The 15,722-nt window shown below is 40.7% G+C and carries 13 protein-coding genes; 8 read left to right on the top strand and 5 right to left on the bottom strand.

Going from position 1 to position 15,722, the window contains the following annotated elements; genetic code table 11:
• Positions 1–41: 41 nt before the first annotated feature.
• A complete protein-coding gene (locus LN995_RS13355) occupies positions 42–1,310 on the bottom strand; it encodes an alkaline phosphatase family protein (RefSeq protein WP_229961585.1) in 1,269 nt (422 codons plus the stop codon).
• Positions 1,311–1,426: 116 nt separating this feature from the next.
• Between LN995_RS13355 and LN995_RS13360 the strand changes: the two genes are divergently transcribed.
• From LN995_RS13360 to LN995_RS13375, 4 genes are all read left to right on the top strand, one after another.
• Positions 1,427–3,298 (top strand): M1 family metallopeptidase, encoded by a 1,872-nt coding sequence (locus LN995_RS13360; RefSeq protein WP_229961586.1) that lies wholly within the window; start codon positions 1,427–1,429, stop codon positions 3,296–3,298.
• 313 nt (positions 3,299–3,611) lie between these two features.
• Entirely contained in the window at positions 3,612–3,983 is a 372-nt protein-coding gene (locus LN995_RS13365) for a hypothetical protein (protein ID WP_229961587.1), read from the top strand.
• A 482-nt stretch (positions 3,984–4,465) separates the two neighbouring features.
• Positions 4,466–5,497: an aldo/keto reductase gene (locus tag LN995_RS13370; RefSeq protein WP_229961588.1), complete on the top strand. Its 1,032-nt coding sequence runs from the start codon at positions 4,466–4,468 to the stop codon at positions 5,495–5,497.
• Positions 5,498–5,579: 82 nt separating this feature from the next.
• Positions 5,580–6,320, top strand: coding sequence for an SDR family oxidoreductase (locus LN995_RS13375; RefSeq protein ID WP_229961589.1), 741 nt, complete (start codon positions 5,580–5,582; stop codon positions 6,318–6,320).
• 83 nt (positions 6,321–6,403) lie between these two features.
• On the opposite strand, the gene LN995_RS13380 is transcribed toward LN995_RS13375, so the two are convergent.
• The 3 genes from LN995_RS13380 to LN995_RS13390 all read right to left on the bottom strand — a co-directional run bounded on the left by LN995_RS13380 (position 6,404) and on the right by LN995_RS13390 (position 8,810).
• Complete coding sequence (locus LN995_RS13380) at positions 6,404–7,099, bottom strand: hypothetical protein (RefSeq protein ID WP_229961590.1); 696 nt, start codon at positions 7,097–7,099, stop codon at positions 6,404–6,406.
• A 23-nt stretch (positions 7,100–7,122) separates the two neighbouring features.
• The gene (locus LN995_RS13385; protein WP_229961591.1) at positions 7,123–7,602 is read right to left on the bottom strand and encodes a response regulator; all 480 of its coding nucleotides are present in this window, start codon (positions 7,600–7,602) and stop codon (positions 7,123–7,125) included.
• 782 nt (positions 7,603–8,384) lie between these two features.
• On the bottom strand, positions 8,385–8,810 hold the full coding sequence (locus LN995_RS13390; protein WP_229961592.1) for a DUF6640 family protein: 426 nt from the start codon (positions 8,808–8,810) through the stop codon (positions 8,385–8,387).
• A gap of 115 nt (positions 8,811–8,925) precedes the next feature.
• Here LN995_RS13390 and LN995_RS13395 point away from each other — a divergent pair, with 115 nt between their 5' ends.
• From LN995_RS13395 to LN995_RS13405, 3 genes are all read left to right on the top strand, one after another.
• Positions 8,926–9,642, top strand: a complete 717-nt coding sequence (locus LN995_RS13395; protein WP_229961593.1) for a tetratricopeptide repeat protein — start codon at positions 8,926–8,928, stop codon at positions 9,640–9,642.
• 81 nt (positions 9,643–9,723) lie between these two features.
• Complete coding sequence (locus LN995_RS13400; protein WP_229961594.1) at positions 9,724–10,470, top strand: tetratricopeptide repeat protein; 747 nt, start codon at positions 9,724–9,726, stop codon at positions 10,468–10,470.
• Between the two features lie 318 nt (positions 10,471–10,788).
• A complete protein-coding gene (locus tag LN995_RS13405) occupies positions 10,789–11,667 on the top strand; it encodes an OmpA family protein (protein WP_229961595.1) in 879 nt (292 codons plus the stop codon).
• 167 nt (positions 11,668–11,834) lie between these two features.
• Here the strand turns inward: LN995_RS13405 and LN995_RS13410 are convergent, their stop codons facing one another.
• Entirely contained in the window at positions 11,835–12,275 is a 441-nt protein-coding gene (locus LN995_RS13410; RefSeq protein ID WP_262910488.1) for a DUF2062 domain-containing protein, read from the bottom strand.
• 571 nt (positions 12,276–12,846) lie between these two features.
• On the opposite strand from LN995_RS13410, the gene LN995_RS13415 reads away from it, so the two are divergent.
• Complete coding sequence (locus tag LN995_RS13415) at positions 12,847–15,645, top strand: TonB-dependent receptor (protein ID WP_229961597.1); 2,799 nt, start codon at positions 12,847–12,849, stop codon at positions 15,643–15,645.
• Positions 15,646–15,722: the final 77 nt, after the last annotated feature.

The raw sequence follows: 15,722 nt of genomic DNA on the forward strand, positions 1-15,722 counted from the left end.
CTAATGTTTAGCGGCTTCTTTTATGTGGACAGAACTTTAAATTATTGCAGCACTTCTTTTGCTAGAGTCTTATCTCCATCTATTTCATGAGTAAAGGGCAGTCCTAAAATTTCAGTCACCAAAGGATAAACTTGAATATTTTTGAAGGAAGGTACCACTATTCCTTTTTTAAAAGCCGGCCCCCAGGCATAAAAAGTAGCGTGCATGTCTTTCACCTGGTAAGGATCATAGCCATGCGTGCCCGGAGATGGTTTGCGATCAGAGAAATGAAACACTGTAGGCCAGTCTGAGAGCAACATAATATCACCGATTCTTTTATAAACATCATCTTTCGTACCGTAATGCAGGTACTTTGGCAAATTATCCCTGGTGTACACTTTATAGTTGTTAGCCTTTTTTTTCAGCTGCTTATACGTAGCACTGATTTCTTTCTTGTTGCTTTTATCCTTCGCATGCAACTCCACGACCATTCCCCCACCAGAAACCATAAACTTTGCTGTATCCACAGCTGCTGGTAAATCCAAGGTATTATCGGTATCTATCTTTGTCATGCCGTGGTCAGAAACAAAAATAAAATTAACAGGAAGACCTGTAGTGGCAACCGCATCTGTTAGTTGCTTTACCTGCTCATCAAGTTCCTGTACCGCCTTCTCTGTTTCCGAGGCATCCGGTCCAAAACGGTGGCCGGCATGGTCTACCTCTGACATGTAAAATGTTATCAGATGAGGTCGTTTTTCCTCTGGCAGGTTCAGCCAATCCACCACCGTCTGTATCCTAGCCTCAAATGGAATAAGCTCGTTGTACTGGTAATAGTATGTTGGACGTATACCTTTCACCGGAGCTTCGGAGCCAACCCAATAGAAGCTGGCACTCAGCATTTGCTGCTGCTCTGCCAGCACCCAAAGCGGAACTCCTCCATACCAGCTTCCATCTTCCACTTTGTTTCTGTCAGCCATAGAATAAGCCTCTTTCCGTTGCGGATCATAAAAGTAATTGTTAATCAGGCCATGTGTGGCTGGGTACATACCTGTCACAATAGAATAGTGGTTAGGAAAGGTTTTAGAGGGAAAAGCAGGAATCATTGAAGCTGCGTTTACACCCTGCGCCCTTAGTGCCTGCAGGTTCCTGGCCTGGTACTTGTCGGCGTAGTCGTACCGGAAGCCATCCGCAGAAATAAGAATAACATATGGCTTTTGTTCCTGTTCAGGGCTGTTCCGCCTTCCGGGAACCACCTTCTGTGTAGTGTCTACCTGCGCAAAAGCTGCAGAAGACAACATACAAACTGATAAAAAGATTAAGAAGCGTTTCATGTTGCAAGTTAAACTTCATTCTGCTTAGGAAAAGAATTAATTCTGTTAAATAAAGATTAAGCTATATTCGTTCTTCATTTATCATCTTATTTAACCTATTGCTATCCAAGCTTTCCATGACGATAACAAAAAGACTCCTTAGCCTTGTGCTCCTGGCTGTTGGGTTTAACAGCTTTGCACAGCAGCAACTGCCTGTACCCCGCAACATACAACCAGCATACGAAAAAGGCACACGCTCTGCCGATGGCAGGCCAGGTCAGAACTACTGGCAAAACACAGCTGACTATATCATTAAAATTAACTTTGACCCCAACACCAGGAAACTGGCTGGAACAGTAGATATTACCTACTTTAACAATAGCCCCGATACACTAAAGCAAGTATGGTTCAAGCTTTACCCTAACTTGTACAAAAGGGGAGTTGAAAGGTCTAGTAACATTGCACCTGAGGATGTTTCGGAGGGCGTGCAAATACAAAAGTTATCTATGAACCAGCAGGCAGTAGATGTAAGCAAGCTGCAAATTATGGGCACCAACATGCCTGTTACTATAAAACCTTTGCCTCCGAAACAGAAAATGACTTTTTCTGTTTCTTATAATTATACTCTTAATGAAGGATCGCACAACCGGACCGGACAAGTAGACGAAGGAGCTCATTTTGTCGCATATTTCTTCCCACGCATTACGGTTTACGACGATATAGATGGCTGGAACAAATATGCCTACAGCGGCTCCGAGGAGTTCTACAACGACTTCAGCAACTTTGATACAGAAATAAGGGTGCCTGAAGGCTTTATTGTTTGGGCAACAGGTAATTTGACTAATGCCTCTGACGTACTGCAAAAAAAATATGTAAAGCGCCTGCAGGAGGCTGAAAAGAAAGACGGTATTGTTTCCATCGTAGACAGTACGGACCTGAAACAAAACAAGATTACAGCCTCAGGTTCTTCCAACACCTGGAAGTTTGAGGCTAAAGATATAGTAGACTTTGCCTTTGCTACCAGCAACCACTATTTATGGCAATCAACCAGCCTGGTTGTAGACCCGAAAACAAAACGCAGAACCAGGATAGATGTAGCTTTTAACCCAAAGCATAAAGACTTTGAGGAGGTAATACATTTTGGCTGTAAAACAGTGGAAGCCATGAGTTACTCTTTTCCCAAATGGCCATTCCCCTACCCTCACATTAGCGTTTTCGATGGCTTAGACCAGATGGAGTACCCGATGATGGTAAATGATAATCCTTTAGAGGATCGGGCGGAAACCATTGAGCTAACAGATCATGAGATATTTCATACAATGTTTCCGTTTTACATGGGCATAAACGAAACCAAATATGGCTGGATGGATGAAGGATGGGCCACTATAGGCGAGTGGACAGTTTCTCCTATTATAGACCCTGCTATAACAGATGATTATGGCGTAGCTCCTTACGGTAGCCTGGCAGGAACAGAGATTGACTTACCTATAACAACACTCACTACACAGCTGCGCGGCACATCTATGTTCCTGAACTCTTACCCAAAGCCAGCCCTGGGCTACCTTTATGTAAAAGACATGCTGGGAGATGAATTGTTTACCAAGGCACTACATTTTTATATTGAACAGTGGCATGGCAAGCACCCGATTCCTTACGACTTCTTTAACGCAATGAACACAGGGGCTGGTCGCAATATGAACTGGTTCTGGCAACGCTGGTTCTTTAACGAAGGTAACCCGGATCTGGCGATTTCTGACGTTAAGGAACAGGAAAATGGTTATGTAGTTACCGTAACTTCTGTTGGTTCCAAACCTGTGCCTGTAGATTTAACTATTACTTATACTGATAGTTCCACTTCAACGCTGCACCGTGATGTATCGGTATGGGAGAAAGGTAATAAAACTATCATGCTGAATTTAAAAGCAGATAAAGTCATCAGTAAAGTAGAACTTGGTGGTACTTTTGTGCCAGATAGCAACAAATCAAACAATACCTATCAATTGAAATAGGCTGCCTCTGCTGATTAACCTACACAGAAAGCAACTGCACGAAATGTTGTTGCTTTCTGCTTTGAAAGGTTTTCTCAAACAGACACAGCATTCTTTCAGAAGGTCTTAAAGTACTGTAGCCTCAGCAACTTTATGGATTCTTCTCTATATTTTTTGCATTTCAGATAACGCTTACTTAATTTAATGATTCATTACTAGCAATAGTAAGAACAAATTTCAGGTTTGGCATTCAAGTAATTATGCTTACAGATGCTGCTTTGTAACATCAAAACTACTAAGCACCATCAGAATCAGTTAACTAAAAATGCATAACATGAAGAAACTATTTGTTGCTGTCGTATTTTCTCTTTTCTGTAGTGCAGGGTTTGCTCAATCGTCTATGTCGGGCTCCGTTACCTCAAAAGGGGATAAAGCTTATCTCAATAATATTGAACTTCGGTTCACTACAGTTGATCAGCTTAAAGATTACAACTGGGAAGAGCTGAAATCTCTTTTAAATAAGGAGAACTACAAGCTCAAAAATAATTTTAAGCTCATTATTTCCGCTGACCTCAGCAAGGAGAATAAAAAGAACCTTTCTCCTGATAAGCTCACAGTGGAGGTTATCAAAGAAAAAGACACGACACAGCTAATTGAAGAAGCTCAGAAAGGTGCTGCTAAGTTAATTGCTTTGCTTGAAGGTTAAACCTCTTCACTAAACAAAAAGCTTTTAGCTAAACTCTAAAAGCTCTGTACTTAAAGTCTTTACCTTGTAAAGATTTTTATCCCTCGGGTTAACTAGGTAAATATAGTTTCCCTGCACCGTAGCTGACAAAGCAGGTGTTCTCCCTCAATTACAAATTTATTCCCTGTTTCCTGCATAATGTTTGGGTGGAAACAGCTTCTACTATACCAGTAAATTATTGGAAGATTTCTTTTACAGATGCAGTAGTAAGAATACTCCTATAGTATATCCAGTAGTTCCACTCCCCAGTGCTACATGCTTCGCCTCCGGCAGGTCATTAAATTTAGATTTATTGCCAAAGACTTAATGCCCTTGTTTTACACTAATTTATAAAGCTGACATTGCCCTATTCTACCTGATCTGTAATGAGCAAAAATCTTTATAAACGGGCTGTCGTTGAAGAACTATAAGGAACACATGTTATAACCCATAATTTAAAAACTATGAAATACAACTTATTAGCCGATACAGGCGTGCTGGTTTCAGAACTTTGCTTCGGGACCATGACTTTTGGAGGAACAGGCAGCACATGGGAAAACATAGGCAAGCAGCAGCAGGAAGAAGTAAACAACCTATTAAGAATTGCAATAGATGCAGGTATTAATTTTATTGATACAGCCAATGTTTACTCCTTCGGCCAATCAGAACAACTATTGGGTGAAGGAATAAAACAGCAGGGAATCAACAGAAATGATCTTGTAATAGCCACCAAGGTAAGAGGGAAAATGGGGGAAGGTGTTAACCAACAAGGACTCTCCCGCTATCATATATTTCAATCGGTTAATGATAGTCTTAAGCGCCTCCAAATGGACCACATAGACCTGCTTTATGTACACGGAGTAGATTTTGCTACTTCTATTGAGCAGATTGTGCATACTTTACACGATGTAGTGATGACTGGCAAGGTACGATATGTAGGTGTTTGTAATTGGCCTGCCTGGATGGTAATGAAGGCTCTTGGTATCGCTAAGCAACACGGCTGGCATCAGTTTAAAGCTATGCAGTACTTCTACTCCACCGGCAACAGAGATTCTGAAAGAGACTTACTACCGTTGGCAGAAGACCAGAATCTTGCCTTTATGCCATGGAGCCCCTTAGCAGGAGGTTTTATGACTGGCAAGTATACCCGGGAACAAACTAACACTGGTGGAGAGTCGCGTCGAGACAACTTTGACTTTCCCATTATTGACAAAGAGCAGGCATTTAATACAATTGACGTGCTTAAGAAAATCGCCCGGAATTATGATGTATCCGCTGCCGAAATAGCCCTGGCATGGGTGCGCCAGCAAAATGGGGTAACAAGTACTATAATAGGTTCTAAAAAAGCTGAGCAGTTACAATCAAACATCCATTCCACAACTTTTCAGCTTAGCAATGAAGAGTTAAAAGAACTTAATAATGTAAGTGATAGTGGTAAAACCTACCCGAACTGGATGGTAGATATGCTTATGCAGGGGCGTTACCCGGAACAGTAATATTTTTTTTAAAGAAGCAGCGGTGTAGCTAAAGCACAGTTATACCTGCCGCTTTCTCATAGTAAAAGATCGAATAAACAAAATGACAAAATTACAAGGTAAGGTCGCTATAGTAACTGGAGCCTCCAGGAACATAGGTAAAGCTATTGCAAAAGAACTGGCAGCGCAAGGAGCTCAGGTAGTAGTAAATTACTCATCAAGTTCTGGTGAGGCAGAGGAAGTAGTAAAAGAGATTACAGATGCAGGAGGTGAAGCTTATGCTGTTAAAGCAAACGTAAGCCAACCAACAGAAATCACAACGTTATTTGATGAATGTATAAGCCATTTTGGCAAAGTAGATATTTTAGTAAATAACGCTGGAGTTGCCCTGTACCGTTTGGTAAAAGACATAACTGAAGAAGACTTCGACAAAGTGTTCTCTGTAAATGTTAAAGGCGTGATGTTCTGCATGAAGGAGGCTGCGACCAAGCTAGAAAAGGGCGGCAGAATAATCAATATCTCCACATCCGTCAATCGTATGATGATACCTACCTATGCTGCTTACTCTTCCTCCAAATCGGCAGTAGAGCAAATGACACGCGTATTTGCGAAAGAAATGGGTTCTAAAGGAATAACTGTAAACTCTGTTTCTCCAGGCCCGGTAGACACTGAATTTTTCAGAGAGGGTAAATCAGAAGATGACATTAAGCGATTTGCGTCCATGGCAGCTTTGGGCCGTATAGGCCAGCCTACGGATATAGCACAGGTAGTTGCTTTTCTGGCTTCTGATGAGAGCAGCTGGATAAGTGGGCAGAATATTGGAGCAAACGGAGGATTTGCTTAAGGGGTACAGTACCAAAGGAACACCAATAGTAATTATGGTGCTCCTTTGGTATTGATAAGACCGTAAGCTAGTAATGAGATGTTTTAAGCTACAACTAAGTAAGTTTGGTTCAATAGGGCTTGCCTAATTTTATCTTCAGGACTATAATGAGAAACAAAATCACCTCTACGACAAATTATAGTTCGTGGCCTCTGCATCAGTACTACTCTGGCACGTTTTCCTACAGTTATTACACCAATACCCCGTTTCTCACATAATTGCAGCAGGTATTTTGCCAGACTGTTGTTGCGAAAGCACAAGCTACTGATAGAGATGCCCAGCCACTGCTCGTCCGCAGGTTGTTTGCGAAGCTCATCTACGATACTCTTAACTTTTTCCTGTAATAGACGCTCCTTTAGTAAAGAGTGAATAATGAACACCAAAAGAGCAGTAACCGCAGGTACTATACTCATAAACAACAGCGATTGCATTTCCCTGAATAAGAAGAATGCTGTAGCAAACACAAGAAGTGCCGTTAAGAAGCGGAGCTTGCCAAGGCCATTCTTCTTGTAGTTGGTAAGAAGCCTTGCCAGCCGATCCGAACCCCGCAAATGGATAGAGGATATGAAATGACTATCATCATTTGCATGGCATGCGATTATGCCATCAACCTGATTTCCTCGCTTAGTTTGCAGATTCCTTTCAACAAATAAATAATCAGTACTATGTCTTGCTGCATAATACTCTTTGAGGAAATCAAAAGCAAAGTCTTCTATTTTACTTTCTTTAAAACTTGACATATTATTTACTGTGACAATAGAGCTTAGGAATAGTTGGCAGAATCATGTTTCTCTCCGCTTAATAAGGCCTTAACAGTAGCAACCCCGGCTTCATCTAGTGGTTTGGAAATAAAGCAAAGCACAAGTTGATTCTTATTCGCTCTGCACAATTCTGCCTTATCAATTGAAGATGATAGAATAACTATTTTACATCTTTTCTTAAAGCTTTCATGTTGGTGAGCGACTGCGTTAAGAAAGGTCCAACCATCCATGACAGGCATGTTCAGATCAAGGAAAATAGCGAATGGGGATGTCCCGGCCTTCTCAAAAGCAAAAATCTCCTCCAAAGCGACTTTAGCTGAAGAAAAGCTCTTCAGGTTTTTAGAAAATCCTTCAAGAACATTTTCAGTGAGAAAAGAACTGATGGCATCATCATCTATAATATATGTATTCTCAATGATGCCTATGTCAGTTTTTTTATCATGTTTTAGCGCTGTATCAGCGCCTATGTTAGCTGTGTTCATACTTTAAACATAAACTAAGCAGGCAAAAGGCTTTCCTGCTCCACTTTAATTCATTAATGCTTTAATAGAAGTACCTATTAGCTGATATTTTCAAGACTGTCTGCAGTCTGCATATTGTATAGCCATACATTAGACCTTTTCTATTATAGTACAGCTTCTAATAAAAACTGTACCTAGCTTAACTCATATATATAAAATGATGTATAAAGATTATTAATGTGCATGCCGTGCAATATGAATAAGCGGTTTTAGAATAGATTTTAAACTGGATTAAAAGGTATAGATAACTTTGTTGTTGATTCCCTAAGGGTAAATAGAGAAGAATCAGACGATTAAAAGATCTAGAATGGGTGTTTTCTCAATGACAAGAAAGAACATATGCATGAATAGCAATATCTTATAAAAATTATAAATCCTGTTCATGAATAAACAGAAGAGGTAATCCCAAATTGGGATTACCTCTTCTGTTTATTCTTTAGTTGGGACAGGTAATAGAGGGCTTTAATGTTTTTTCCTGAAGCAGACTTCAAGAAAGAAATGTGGTAATGCTTTGTTGAAAATGGTCCTTTTGGTTAAAAAAATTTAAAGTTTAATTTTAGCAAAAGCTGCTTGAAAAGGAGGGTTCTATTTCATTACGTATGATCACATAGAGGATAAGTTTTACATAAGGGGAAGTCAGTTTTACTTATTAATAACATGGTAATATAATGCCCTCATAAGTAAGTCTTGAATAAGAACAAGTAACTGACCTGAGCAAATTACACTTGGTAATGAAACTCCAGTTATTTCAGTTCTTTCATTTGCAGCGCGTATCCAACACTTATCACAGAAAGCATCAGCAAGCTTACAGGTGCCTCATTCAACCGTACAGGACCTAGTGCAGGCACACGCTTAGGGAATTCAGCTTCTATCCCCTTTGCTCCTGGAAAGGCAAAGCTTCCTAGTTGTGCTGCCCAGAAAGCCGCAGGTAGTAAAGCACCTAACTCAAGCTGCAACTGCTGGTCTCCATTTCTTTTCTGTAAAAGGTACAGTCCGCTTGCCCCTAGCATTGAACCTAAAAGAATGGTCATTGCATCGTGAAACTTGGCATGTGATGTCCATTTAGAGTTAAACAAATGTGTTTTGTTCCAGTCTGCCAGGAACCCACCTATGGTAGTAAGGGCCGCAGCAGACATAAGCATTATGCTTCCTACTCTGTTTCTTTTCATAGCTTTTTGTACGTAAGAACTTACAAAAGATTAGAAGCGATCTTCTAAAGATGCTTCTCAAAAGCACTATTTCTGCTACGGAGGCGTTAGAACTCCTAAAACAAAGCAATACAGCATGCATAAATGGATAGTGGCAGCCGGAATTATTGCCATAAGTTTAAGTGCCTGCAACACACAAAATGTTGCAATGGAAAATCAAACATCTCCTGAAAGAACAACTTTAACAATGGCTGACGTAATACCAGTTAAAGCGCCTTCTACTTTAGAAGCAAGAGAGCAACAGGAAAATTTTTTAGAAGAAAACGAAAATCGCTTCAAGAGCCGCCAATTAGCGGCAGCTTATTATGTAGCGCAGGCTAAACGTACTTTCAATGAAGAAAATTTAGACTCAGCAAGTTATTTATTCGGTCGTGCCTGGCTGATGGATAGTACCAATAACGATATTTACTGGGGATACGGATTAGTGTACGGACAGCAAAAGGAGTATGACAAAGCATTATTTATACTTTACAGGGCATTAGAGTCAGATAAAGAGAATTCTCGCCTTTTAACAGACATAGCCACCAGCCACCTTGGTCGGTTTTATGAGCTAAGTGATCTGGAAGACCTGCTACAGAGCAAAAAGTTATTGGAAGAGGCTGTGAAGGTGGAACCAGATAATGCTGAGGCTTCATATAAACTGGCCGTGAACTGTTATTATCTCCGGGAGTTTCAGCAAGCCAGGGCTTACCTACACCAGAGCATTCAGCAGGACAAGAATGTAGCCGATGAAACTTTTATTTCTGCTTTGCTGGAAAAACAGAATGATCCGGAGGGGCTGTATGTACAATAGGGTTGTAAGATTGCACTATTTACTATATTTTTAGGTTGTCTTAATATTAGAAGACACAGACTTTATAGCTACACAGCCTTTATGATGAAGAAATTAGTATTAGCAATGGTGGCCTTTGTTTTTGCCACTACTTTCAGTTTTGCACAAGAGCAAGCTGCCCAGCAACAGCCAGAGCCGAGCTACCTGGTGTTACCCATGTTTGGCAACAAAGCAAAGTCAGATGCTGAACAGCGTAAAGATGAAACGTTCCTTACCAGTTGCGACAAAAACTTCATTAATCGTACGGAAGCCAGTAAATTTTTTATGGAGCGTGGCTGGGAGTACTACAATGAAGGTCAGGTTGATACAGCCATGTATCGCTTTAACCTAGCATGGCTTCTGAATCCTGATAATAAAGACACCTACTGGGCCTTTGGATTGGTAACAGCAAGTAAAGGGCAAGTAGAAGAAGCAATAAACTTATATGAAAGAGCTTTAAAGTACGATGCAAATAATTCTCTTCTGCTCTCAGACTTAGGCACTTCTTACCTTACCCTTTATACTGCGAACAAAAAGAAAAAATTATTAAAGCAAGCGAACAGCTATTTAACCAAGTCTATAGCTGCTGATTCTACAAATGCTTATGCTTTATATAACTTCTCTAAAATTAAGTTCTATGAGAAGAAATATGCTGACGCCTGGGATTACCTGCATAAAGGCCGCCAGTTAAACATGGCCTCTTTCGATTATGTTTATCTAACAGAACTTCTGGCTGCTATGCCTGACCCGCAAGGATTCTTCAACTCAAACACTGGTACAGGAACCACCAGCTCAACCCAAACTAATTGATAAAACATTTTATTAGAACACCTTTTTAGCCCCTGCAATGCAGGGGCTTTTTTATTGGTACAAGCCACAAAACTAGTTTAAAATCAACACTTGTTATAGGTAAGCCAGCTTTAAGGAGCTCCTCCTCCTCTACTTTTGTTCCTTAAATATACTTGAACTGCATGCGCTAGAAGTGAATAATACTTTAAAATTCAAGACTCTTTATAAGTAAAGGATTCCACGTAAATCCCACCTATAAAATGTAAGACATAACCTTTCAAGCTATTCATTATTTACTATATTTGTTCTATCACCCTAGTAATAAGTTTTTTTAAGGATATGAAAAAAAATCTTTTTAGAGCCTCAATCTTTCTGCTTGCAGGAAGTATGTCTCTTTCATCGTGCGTTGTATCAAAGAAAAAGTACGATGACCTGATGGCTCGCAAAAATGCTCTTGAAACCGATAAATCAGGTTTGCTGCAGCATAAAACTACTTTGGAACAGCAAAAAGCATTGCTGGAATCACAAAAAGCGGAGCTTGAGCAGGAACGAGCACAGTTAGAACAGGAAAAAGCAGAGTATCAACGAAGTTTGCAACAGGCGCTGAAAGAAGGAAAAACTCTGGGAGAGAATCTGAACATGAGCAAGTCTCAGATAGAAAGGCTTAATGCTGACCTGAAAGCCCGTGAAGAGCGTCTTGCTGAGCTACAACGTATTCTGGATGAAAAAGATCAAGCCGTTGCTAACCTGCGTCGCAGAGTAAGCGATGCTTTACTTGGCTTTAATGATAAAGATTTAACGATAGATGTACGAAACGGCAAAGTATACGTATCGCTGGCAGAGCAGCTGTTATTTAACTCCGGCTCCACTAAAGTAGACCCTAAAGGAGTGGATGCGCTGAAAAAACTGGCTAGCGTATTAAAAGAGCAACAGGACGTTAATGTACTGGTGGAGGGCCATACGGACGATGTGCCTATTGCCAGAGGTACAGCAGGAATGCAGGACAACTGGGACCTTAGCGTATTACGAGCTACTGAAATTACGCGTATTCTGACTACTGCAGGTGTAGATCCGGTACGTGTCACTCCATCTGGCCGCTCTAAATATGTTCCACTGGATGAGGCAAAGACAAAAGAAGCCAGGCAGAAAAACCGCCGTACAGAAATTATTCTTACACCAAAACTTGACGAGCTGTTCCAGATTCTGGAGACATCCTGATTTTATTGTTTAGGATAAAAAACAAGAGAACTGGCTTACATGAAGCCAGCTCTCTTGTTTATATATATCTGTTTCAGATGCTTCAGGCACTTGTACTTGGTAAAAACTACATCAAGTTAAGAGAATAAAATATTAACTGCCATCCCCTACTACAGAAAAAACGTTCGCTATATCTGCACTTCTTTCTGTGTTGGCAGCACCTGCTTAAATAAAGGCAAGATTATAAGGTATAATATACCTCCGGTAGGAACTGCCATTATACCCCAGGCAGCTATACCTGTAAGGTTTGCAATCCAGAGTTTGTTAAGAGCAGCTAGCCAGTCCACCTTAAACATGGCTATTATCTCATCTAGCGTAAAACTTAGTTCAGAAAGCCCAAAAATAAAAATACCAGCCTTAATAAAAGGAATAGCCAAAAAAATTTGCAGTGGCTGTACCAGGTAACTAACTAAAACTGTTGCGGCAATATTTAGCCTAAAGCGGGTCGCTACTGCTGTACTTAATATAGTAGTTACTCCTATAGCAGGTATAACCCCGACTACAGAGCCAACTGCCAGTGTAGCAGCCAACTTTCGAGGAGTCATTCCCTGCTTTAGCAGGTTAAGCATCGGTCGAATAACACGTAGCTTAAAGAAAGATGTAATAACACTATAGAGATACACAGCGGCAGCAGAATCAAAAATTGAGTAGAGAATGTCTCTCCTTTAAAGGACCATAATTTGTTGAATAAAGTTGCATCAACACTGCATGGAATTTTACACCATACAGCTTTTAATCATGCTCTTAATACCCCTTTAGGTTCTAAGTAACTTACCACGTACAAAATAAATCATCTTTCCTTCATATAAAGCCATTGATGGAGCCTCAAACCGAGGGGGCTTCCCGCATGGTCCTCTACCAAGAAATTAAACACTTTAATTTGATAAATAGAGCCTGCTTCCGAACAGTATCTCTTTTATTTATAATAACACCTTATTATCGTTCTTGAGCTAGTCTGCTTCCTTGGCTTAACCTTAACTCAGACACAACAACAGCTTAATACTGTTATTGTTATGCATTGCAATAAGGTATAACAAAGGTGGCTGTAAATGGGTAATAAAAAATATTCTGCTTTGTCAGTTAAACCTTTTCAATCTGAAACGCTCTTACTAAACACAAACCGCACAATTCTTTTAATTAATGAAAAACGCTTTACTCATTTTTACCTTAATTATTAGTGCTTGCCAGGCATATGCGCAGGGAGTTGCTGTTTCTGGTACTGTACAAAGTACCAGTGACTCAACAGCGTTGCCGGGTGCTACTGTTATTTTAGAACAATCTGCTAACACCACTGCTACTGTAACTGATACAGATGGTCGGTTCCGGTTCGAACGTGTACAGCCAGGGCAGTATACTGTACGGGTAAACTATCTAGGCTTTCAACCCTTTACCAGAACGTTTCAGGTACAGCAAAGTCCTGTTAATTTAGGCTCCTTGTCTATACAAGAGGAGTCTACCACCATTAAAGAAGTGCAGATTGTAGGGCGCGTGCCTCTAGGAGATCAGAAAGGAGACACAGCCCAATACAATGCAGGAGCATTTAAAACTGCTCCCGATGCCAGCGCCGAAGACCTTGTTACTAAAATGCCTGGCATAACAATACAGGATGGTAAAATACAGGCACAGGGCGAAGATGTAAAGCAAGTGTTTGTTGACGGGAAGCGTTTTTTTGGTGAGGAAGCGGACGCTGCTTTACGTAACCTGCCAGCTGAAATAATAGATAATGTCCAGATATTCGACAGAAGAAGCGACCAATCTCAAATGAGTGGTTTTGACGATGGCAATCGCGAAAAGACAATCAACATTGTCACGAAACCAGATCGCAGAACCGGCCAGTTCGGGAAAACCTCTGCAGGCTATGGAACAGATGATAGATATATGGTAGGTGCTGCCGTAAACTTCTTTAATGATGAAACACGGTTTACCGTAACGGGCCTTACGAATAACATTAACATGTTGGACTTTTCTGTGGGCGAGACTCCCGGAGGTGGCATGAGAGGCCGCAGAGGCGGCTGGGGCGGTGGCACTCCTAACGGCATTATATCTACAAACACATTGGGCCTCAACTACAGCGATATGTGGGGCAAGAAGATCGAAGCCAGTGGTAACTATTCTTTCACAAACCGCAAATATGACCAGACACAAACTATCATTCAGAACTTTGTGCGTCCGGAAGGTCAGGTATACAATGAGAACAACTACAGCACCAATATAGAAAACACGCACCGGTTTAACATGCGCCTCGATTATAACATTGATGATAATAACAGGCTACTAATCACACCAAACTTCTCTATTCAGAAACGGGATGATTTCTCTTATATGTTTGGCCGAACTTTTGATGCTGAGGGCCCGATAAACGAGTCTGAAACAACAAACGACTCTGAAAACGCCTCTTATAATTTCAATAACAATTTATTTTATAGTCACAAGTTTAGTAAAGAAAGGCGCGTTTTCTCTACCCGCTTAACTACCAGTTATAATGCCAACAATGGCGACAGGTACCGCGTAGCCAGAAACATTTTTTATACGGAGCAAGATAGTGTACAGGAGCTTAACCAGTACACCAACACCGACGGGCAAGGCTACTCTTGGGAAGCTAACTTTTCTTACGCAGAGCCTATTGGTACTTACAGCCAGCTTCAGCTAGAGTATGAAATTGGTAACAGGTTTGACGATTCTGACAGACGTACTTATAATTATTTAGAACAGACGCAAGCTTATAATTCCTTAGATACGCTGCTTAGTAACACCTTTAAAAGTGATTATCTAACACAGGAAGTAGAGCTTGGTTACCAGTACAACAATGGTAATATTCGTTTTCAAACAGAACTGGAGTACCAGCAGGCTACATTAGATAACGACCAGGAGTTCCCACGAGAGTACAATTTAAGTCGTACTTTTAATAGTATACTGCCATCAGCCCAGCTGGAATATAAGTTTTCTGAAACAAGAAGCCTCTTTTTTGATTATCGGGCCGATACAGATGCCCCTTCAGTAGGACAGCTACAGGATGTGATTGACTACTCTAACCCCCTGCGTGTAAGTACCGGTAATCCCAATCTGCAGCAATCTTATGAGAATAGGTTAAGAATGCGTTACCGAAACTTCGATCGGGAAACGAATAAGGTTTTCTTTGCTTTCCTGATGGGCTCCTTTGTGCAGAACTACATATCAAACAGCACATTTATTGTAGAGGACTCACTAAGATTAAGTGATGAGATTGTGCTGGGCGACGGAGCAAGATTTACGCAACCAGTTAACCTGGACGGATACTGGAACATCAGGTCATTCTTCAACTTTGGTCGTCCGGTAAACTTTATAAGCTCTAACTTTAGTGTTAACGGTGGCTTTGGCTATTCCAGAATACCGGGTTTAATAAACAACGAAGAAACCACAAGCAATGAGGTAAACTATGCTAACAACCTGGACTTTGGATTAGGTATTTCGCTTAGTAGTAACATCAGCGAGAAAATTGATTTTAACTTCTCCACAAGATCCAGATATAATGTAGTTCAGAATACTCTTCTGACCCAACAAAACAACAACTACTTCAACCAGAACACCAACCTCAGGTATAACTGGATTTTCTGGAAAGGACTCGTATATCGTACGGAGCTTAATCACCAGTTCAATTCCGGTTTGTCGGAAGGAGTTGACAATAACTTCCTGATATGGAACATGAGTATCAGCAAAAAAATATTTAAGAATCAGAAAGGTGAGGTAAGCTTAAGTGTTAATGACCTGCTAAACCAGAATACAAGCGTTCAGCGTAATGTACAGTCCAGCTATATTGAGGATGTGCAGACAAACATTCTACAGCGCTACTTCATGCTAACGTTCACTTATAACATTCGCAACTTCGGGGGCAAGCTACCTGAAGATTTACAACCACAAGAGCGCGGCAGCTTCCCGGGTGGCCCTCCACGCAGAAATTAATCTACTGTTTTATAAAAGAAATGCCTGCTATAAACAGCAGGCATTTCTTTTATAAAATAACATCTTGAGGGTTATTG

This window comes from Pontibacter silvestris, assembly GCF_020907275.1.
In the GTDB taxonomy this organism is placed as follows: domain Bacteria; phylum Bacteroidota; class Bacteroidia; order Cytophagales; family Hymenobacteraceae; genus Pontibacter; species Pontibacter silvestris.

What these genes read in the sequence shown, in the direction of transcription:
- LN995_RS13355 (WP_229961585.1), bottom strand. Translation starts at nt 1,310, where the DNA reads ATGAAACGCTTCTTAATCTTTTTATCAGTTTGTATGTTGTCTTCTGCA.
- LN995_RS13360 (WP_229961586.1), top strand. Translation starts at nt 1,427, where the DNA reads ATGACGATAACAAAAAGACTCCTTAGCCTTGTGCTCCTGGCTGTTGGG.
- LN995_RS13365 (WP_229961587.1), top strand. Translation starts at nt 3,612, where the DNA reads ATGAAGAAACTATTTGTTGCTGTCGTATTTTCTCTTTTCTGTAGTGCA.
- LN995_RS13370 (WP_229961588.1), top strand. Translation starts at nt 4,466, where the DNA reads ATGAAATACAACTTATTAGCCGATACAGGCGTGCTGGTTTCAGAACTT.
- LN995_RS13375 (WP_229961589.1), top strand. Translation starts at nt 5,580, where the DNA reads ATGACAAAATTACAAGGTAAGGTCGCTATAGTAACTGGAGCCTCCAGG.
- LN995_RS13380 (WP_229961590.1), bottom strand. Translation starts at nt 7,099, where the DNA reads ATGTCAAGTTTTAAAGAAAGTAAAATAGAAGACTTTGCTTTTGATTTC.
- LN995_RS13385 (WP_229961591.1), bottom strand. Translation starts at nt 7,602, where the DNA reads ATGAACACAGCTAACATAGGCGCTGATACAGCGCTAAAACATGATAAA.
- LN995_RS13390 (WP_229961592.1), bottom strand. Translation starts at nt 8,810, where the DNA reads ATGAAAAGAAACAGAGTAGGAAGCATAATGCTTATGTCTGCTGCGGCC.
- LN995_RS13395 (WP_229961593.1), top strand. Translation starts at nt 8,926, where the DNA reads ATGCATAAATGGATAGTGGCAGCCGGAATTATTGCCATAAGTTTAAGT.
- LN995_RS13400 (WP_229961594.1), top strand. Translation starts at nt 9,724, where the DNA reads ATGATGAAGAAATTAGTATTAGCAATGGTGGCCTTTGTTTTTGCCACT.
- LN995_RS13405 (WP_229961595.1), top strand. Translation starts at nt 10,789, where the DNA reads ATGAAAAAAAATCTTTTTAGAGCCTCAATCTTTCTGCTTGCAGGAAGT.
- LN995_RS13410 (WP_262910488.1), bottom strand. Translation starts at nt 12,275, where the DNA reads ATGCTTAACCTGCTAAAGCAGGGAATGACTCCTCGAAAGTTGGCTGCT.
- LN995_RS13415 (WP_229961597.1), top strand. Translation starts at nt 12,847, where the DNA reads ATGAAAAACGCTTTACTCATTTTTACCTTAATTATTAGTGCTTGCCAG.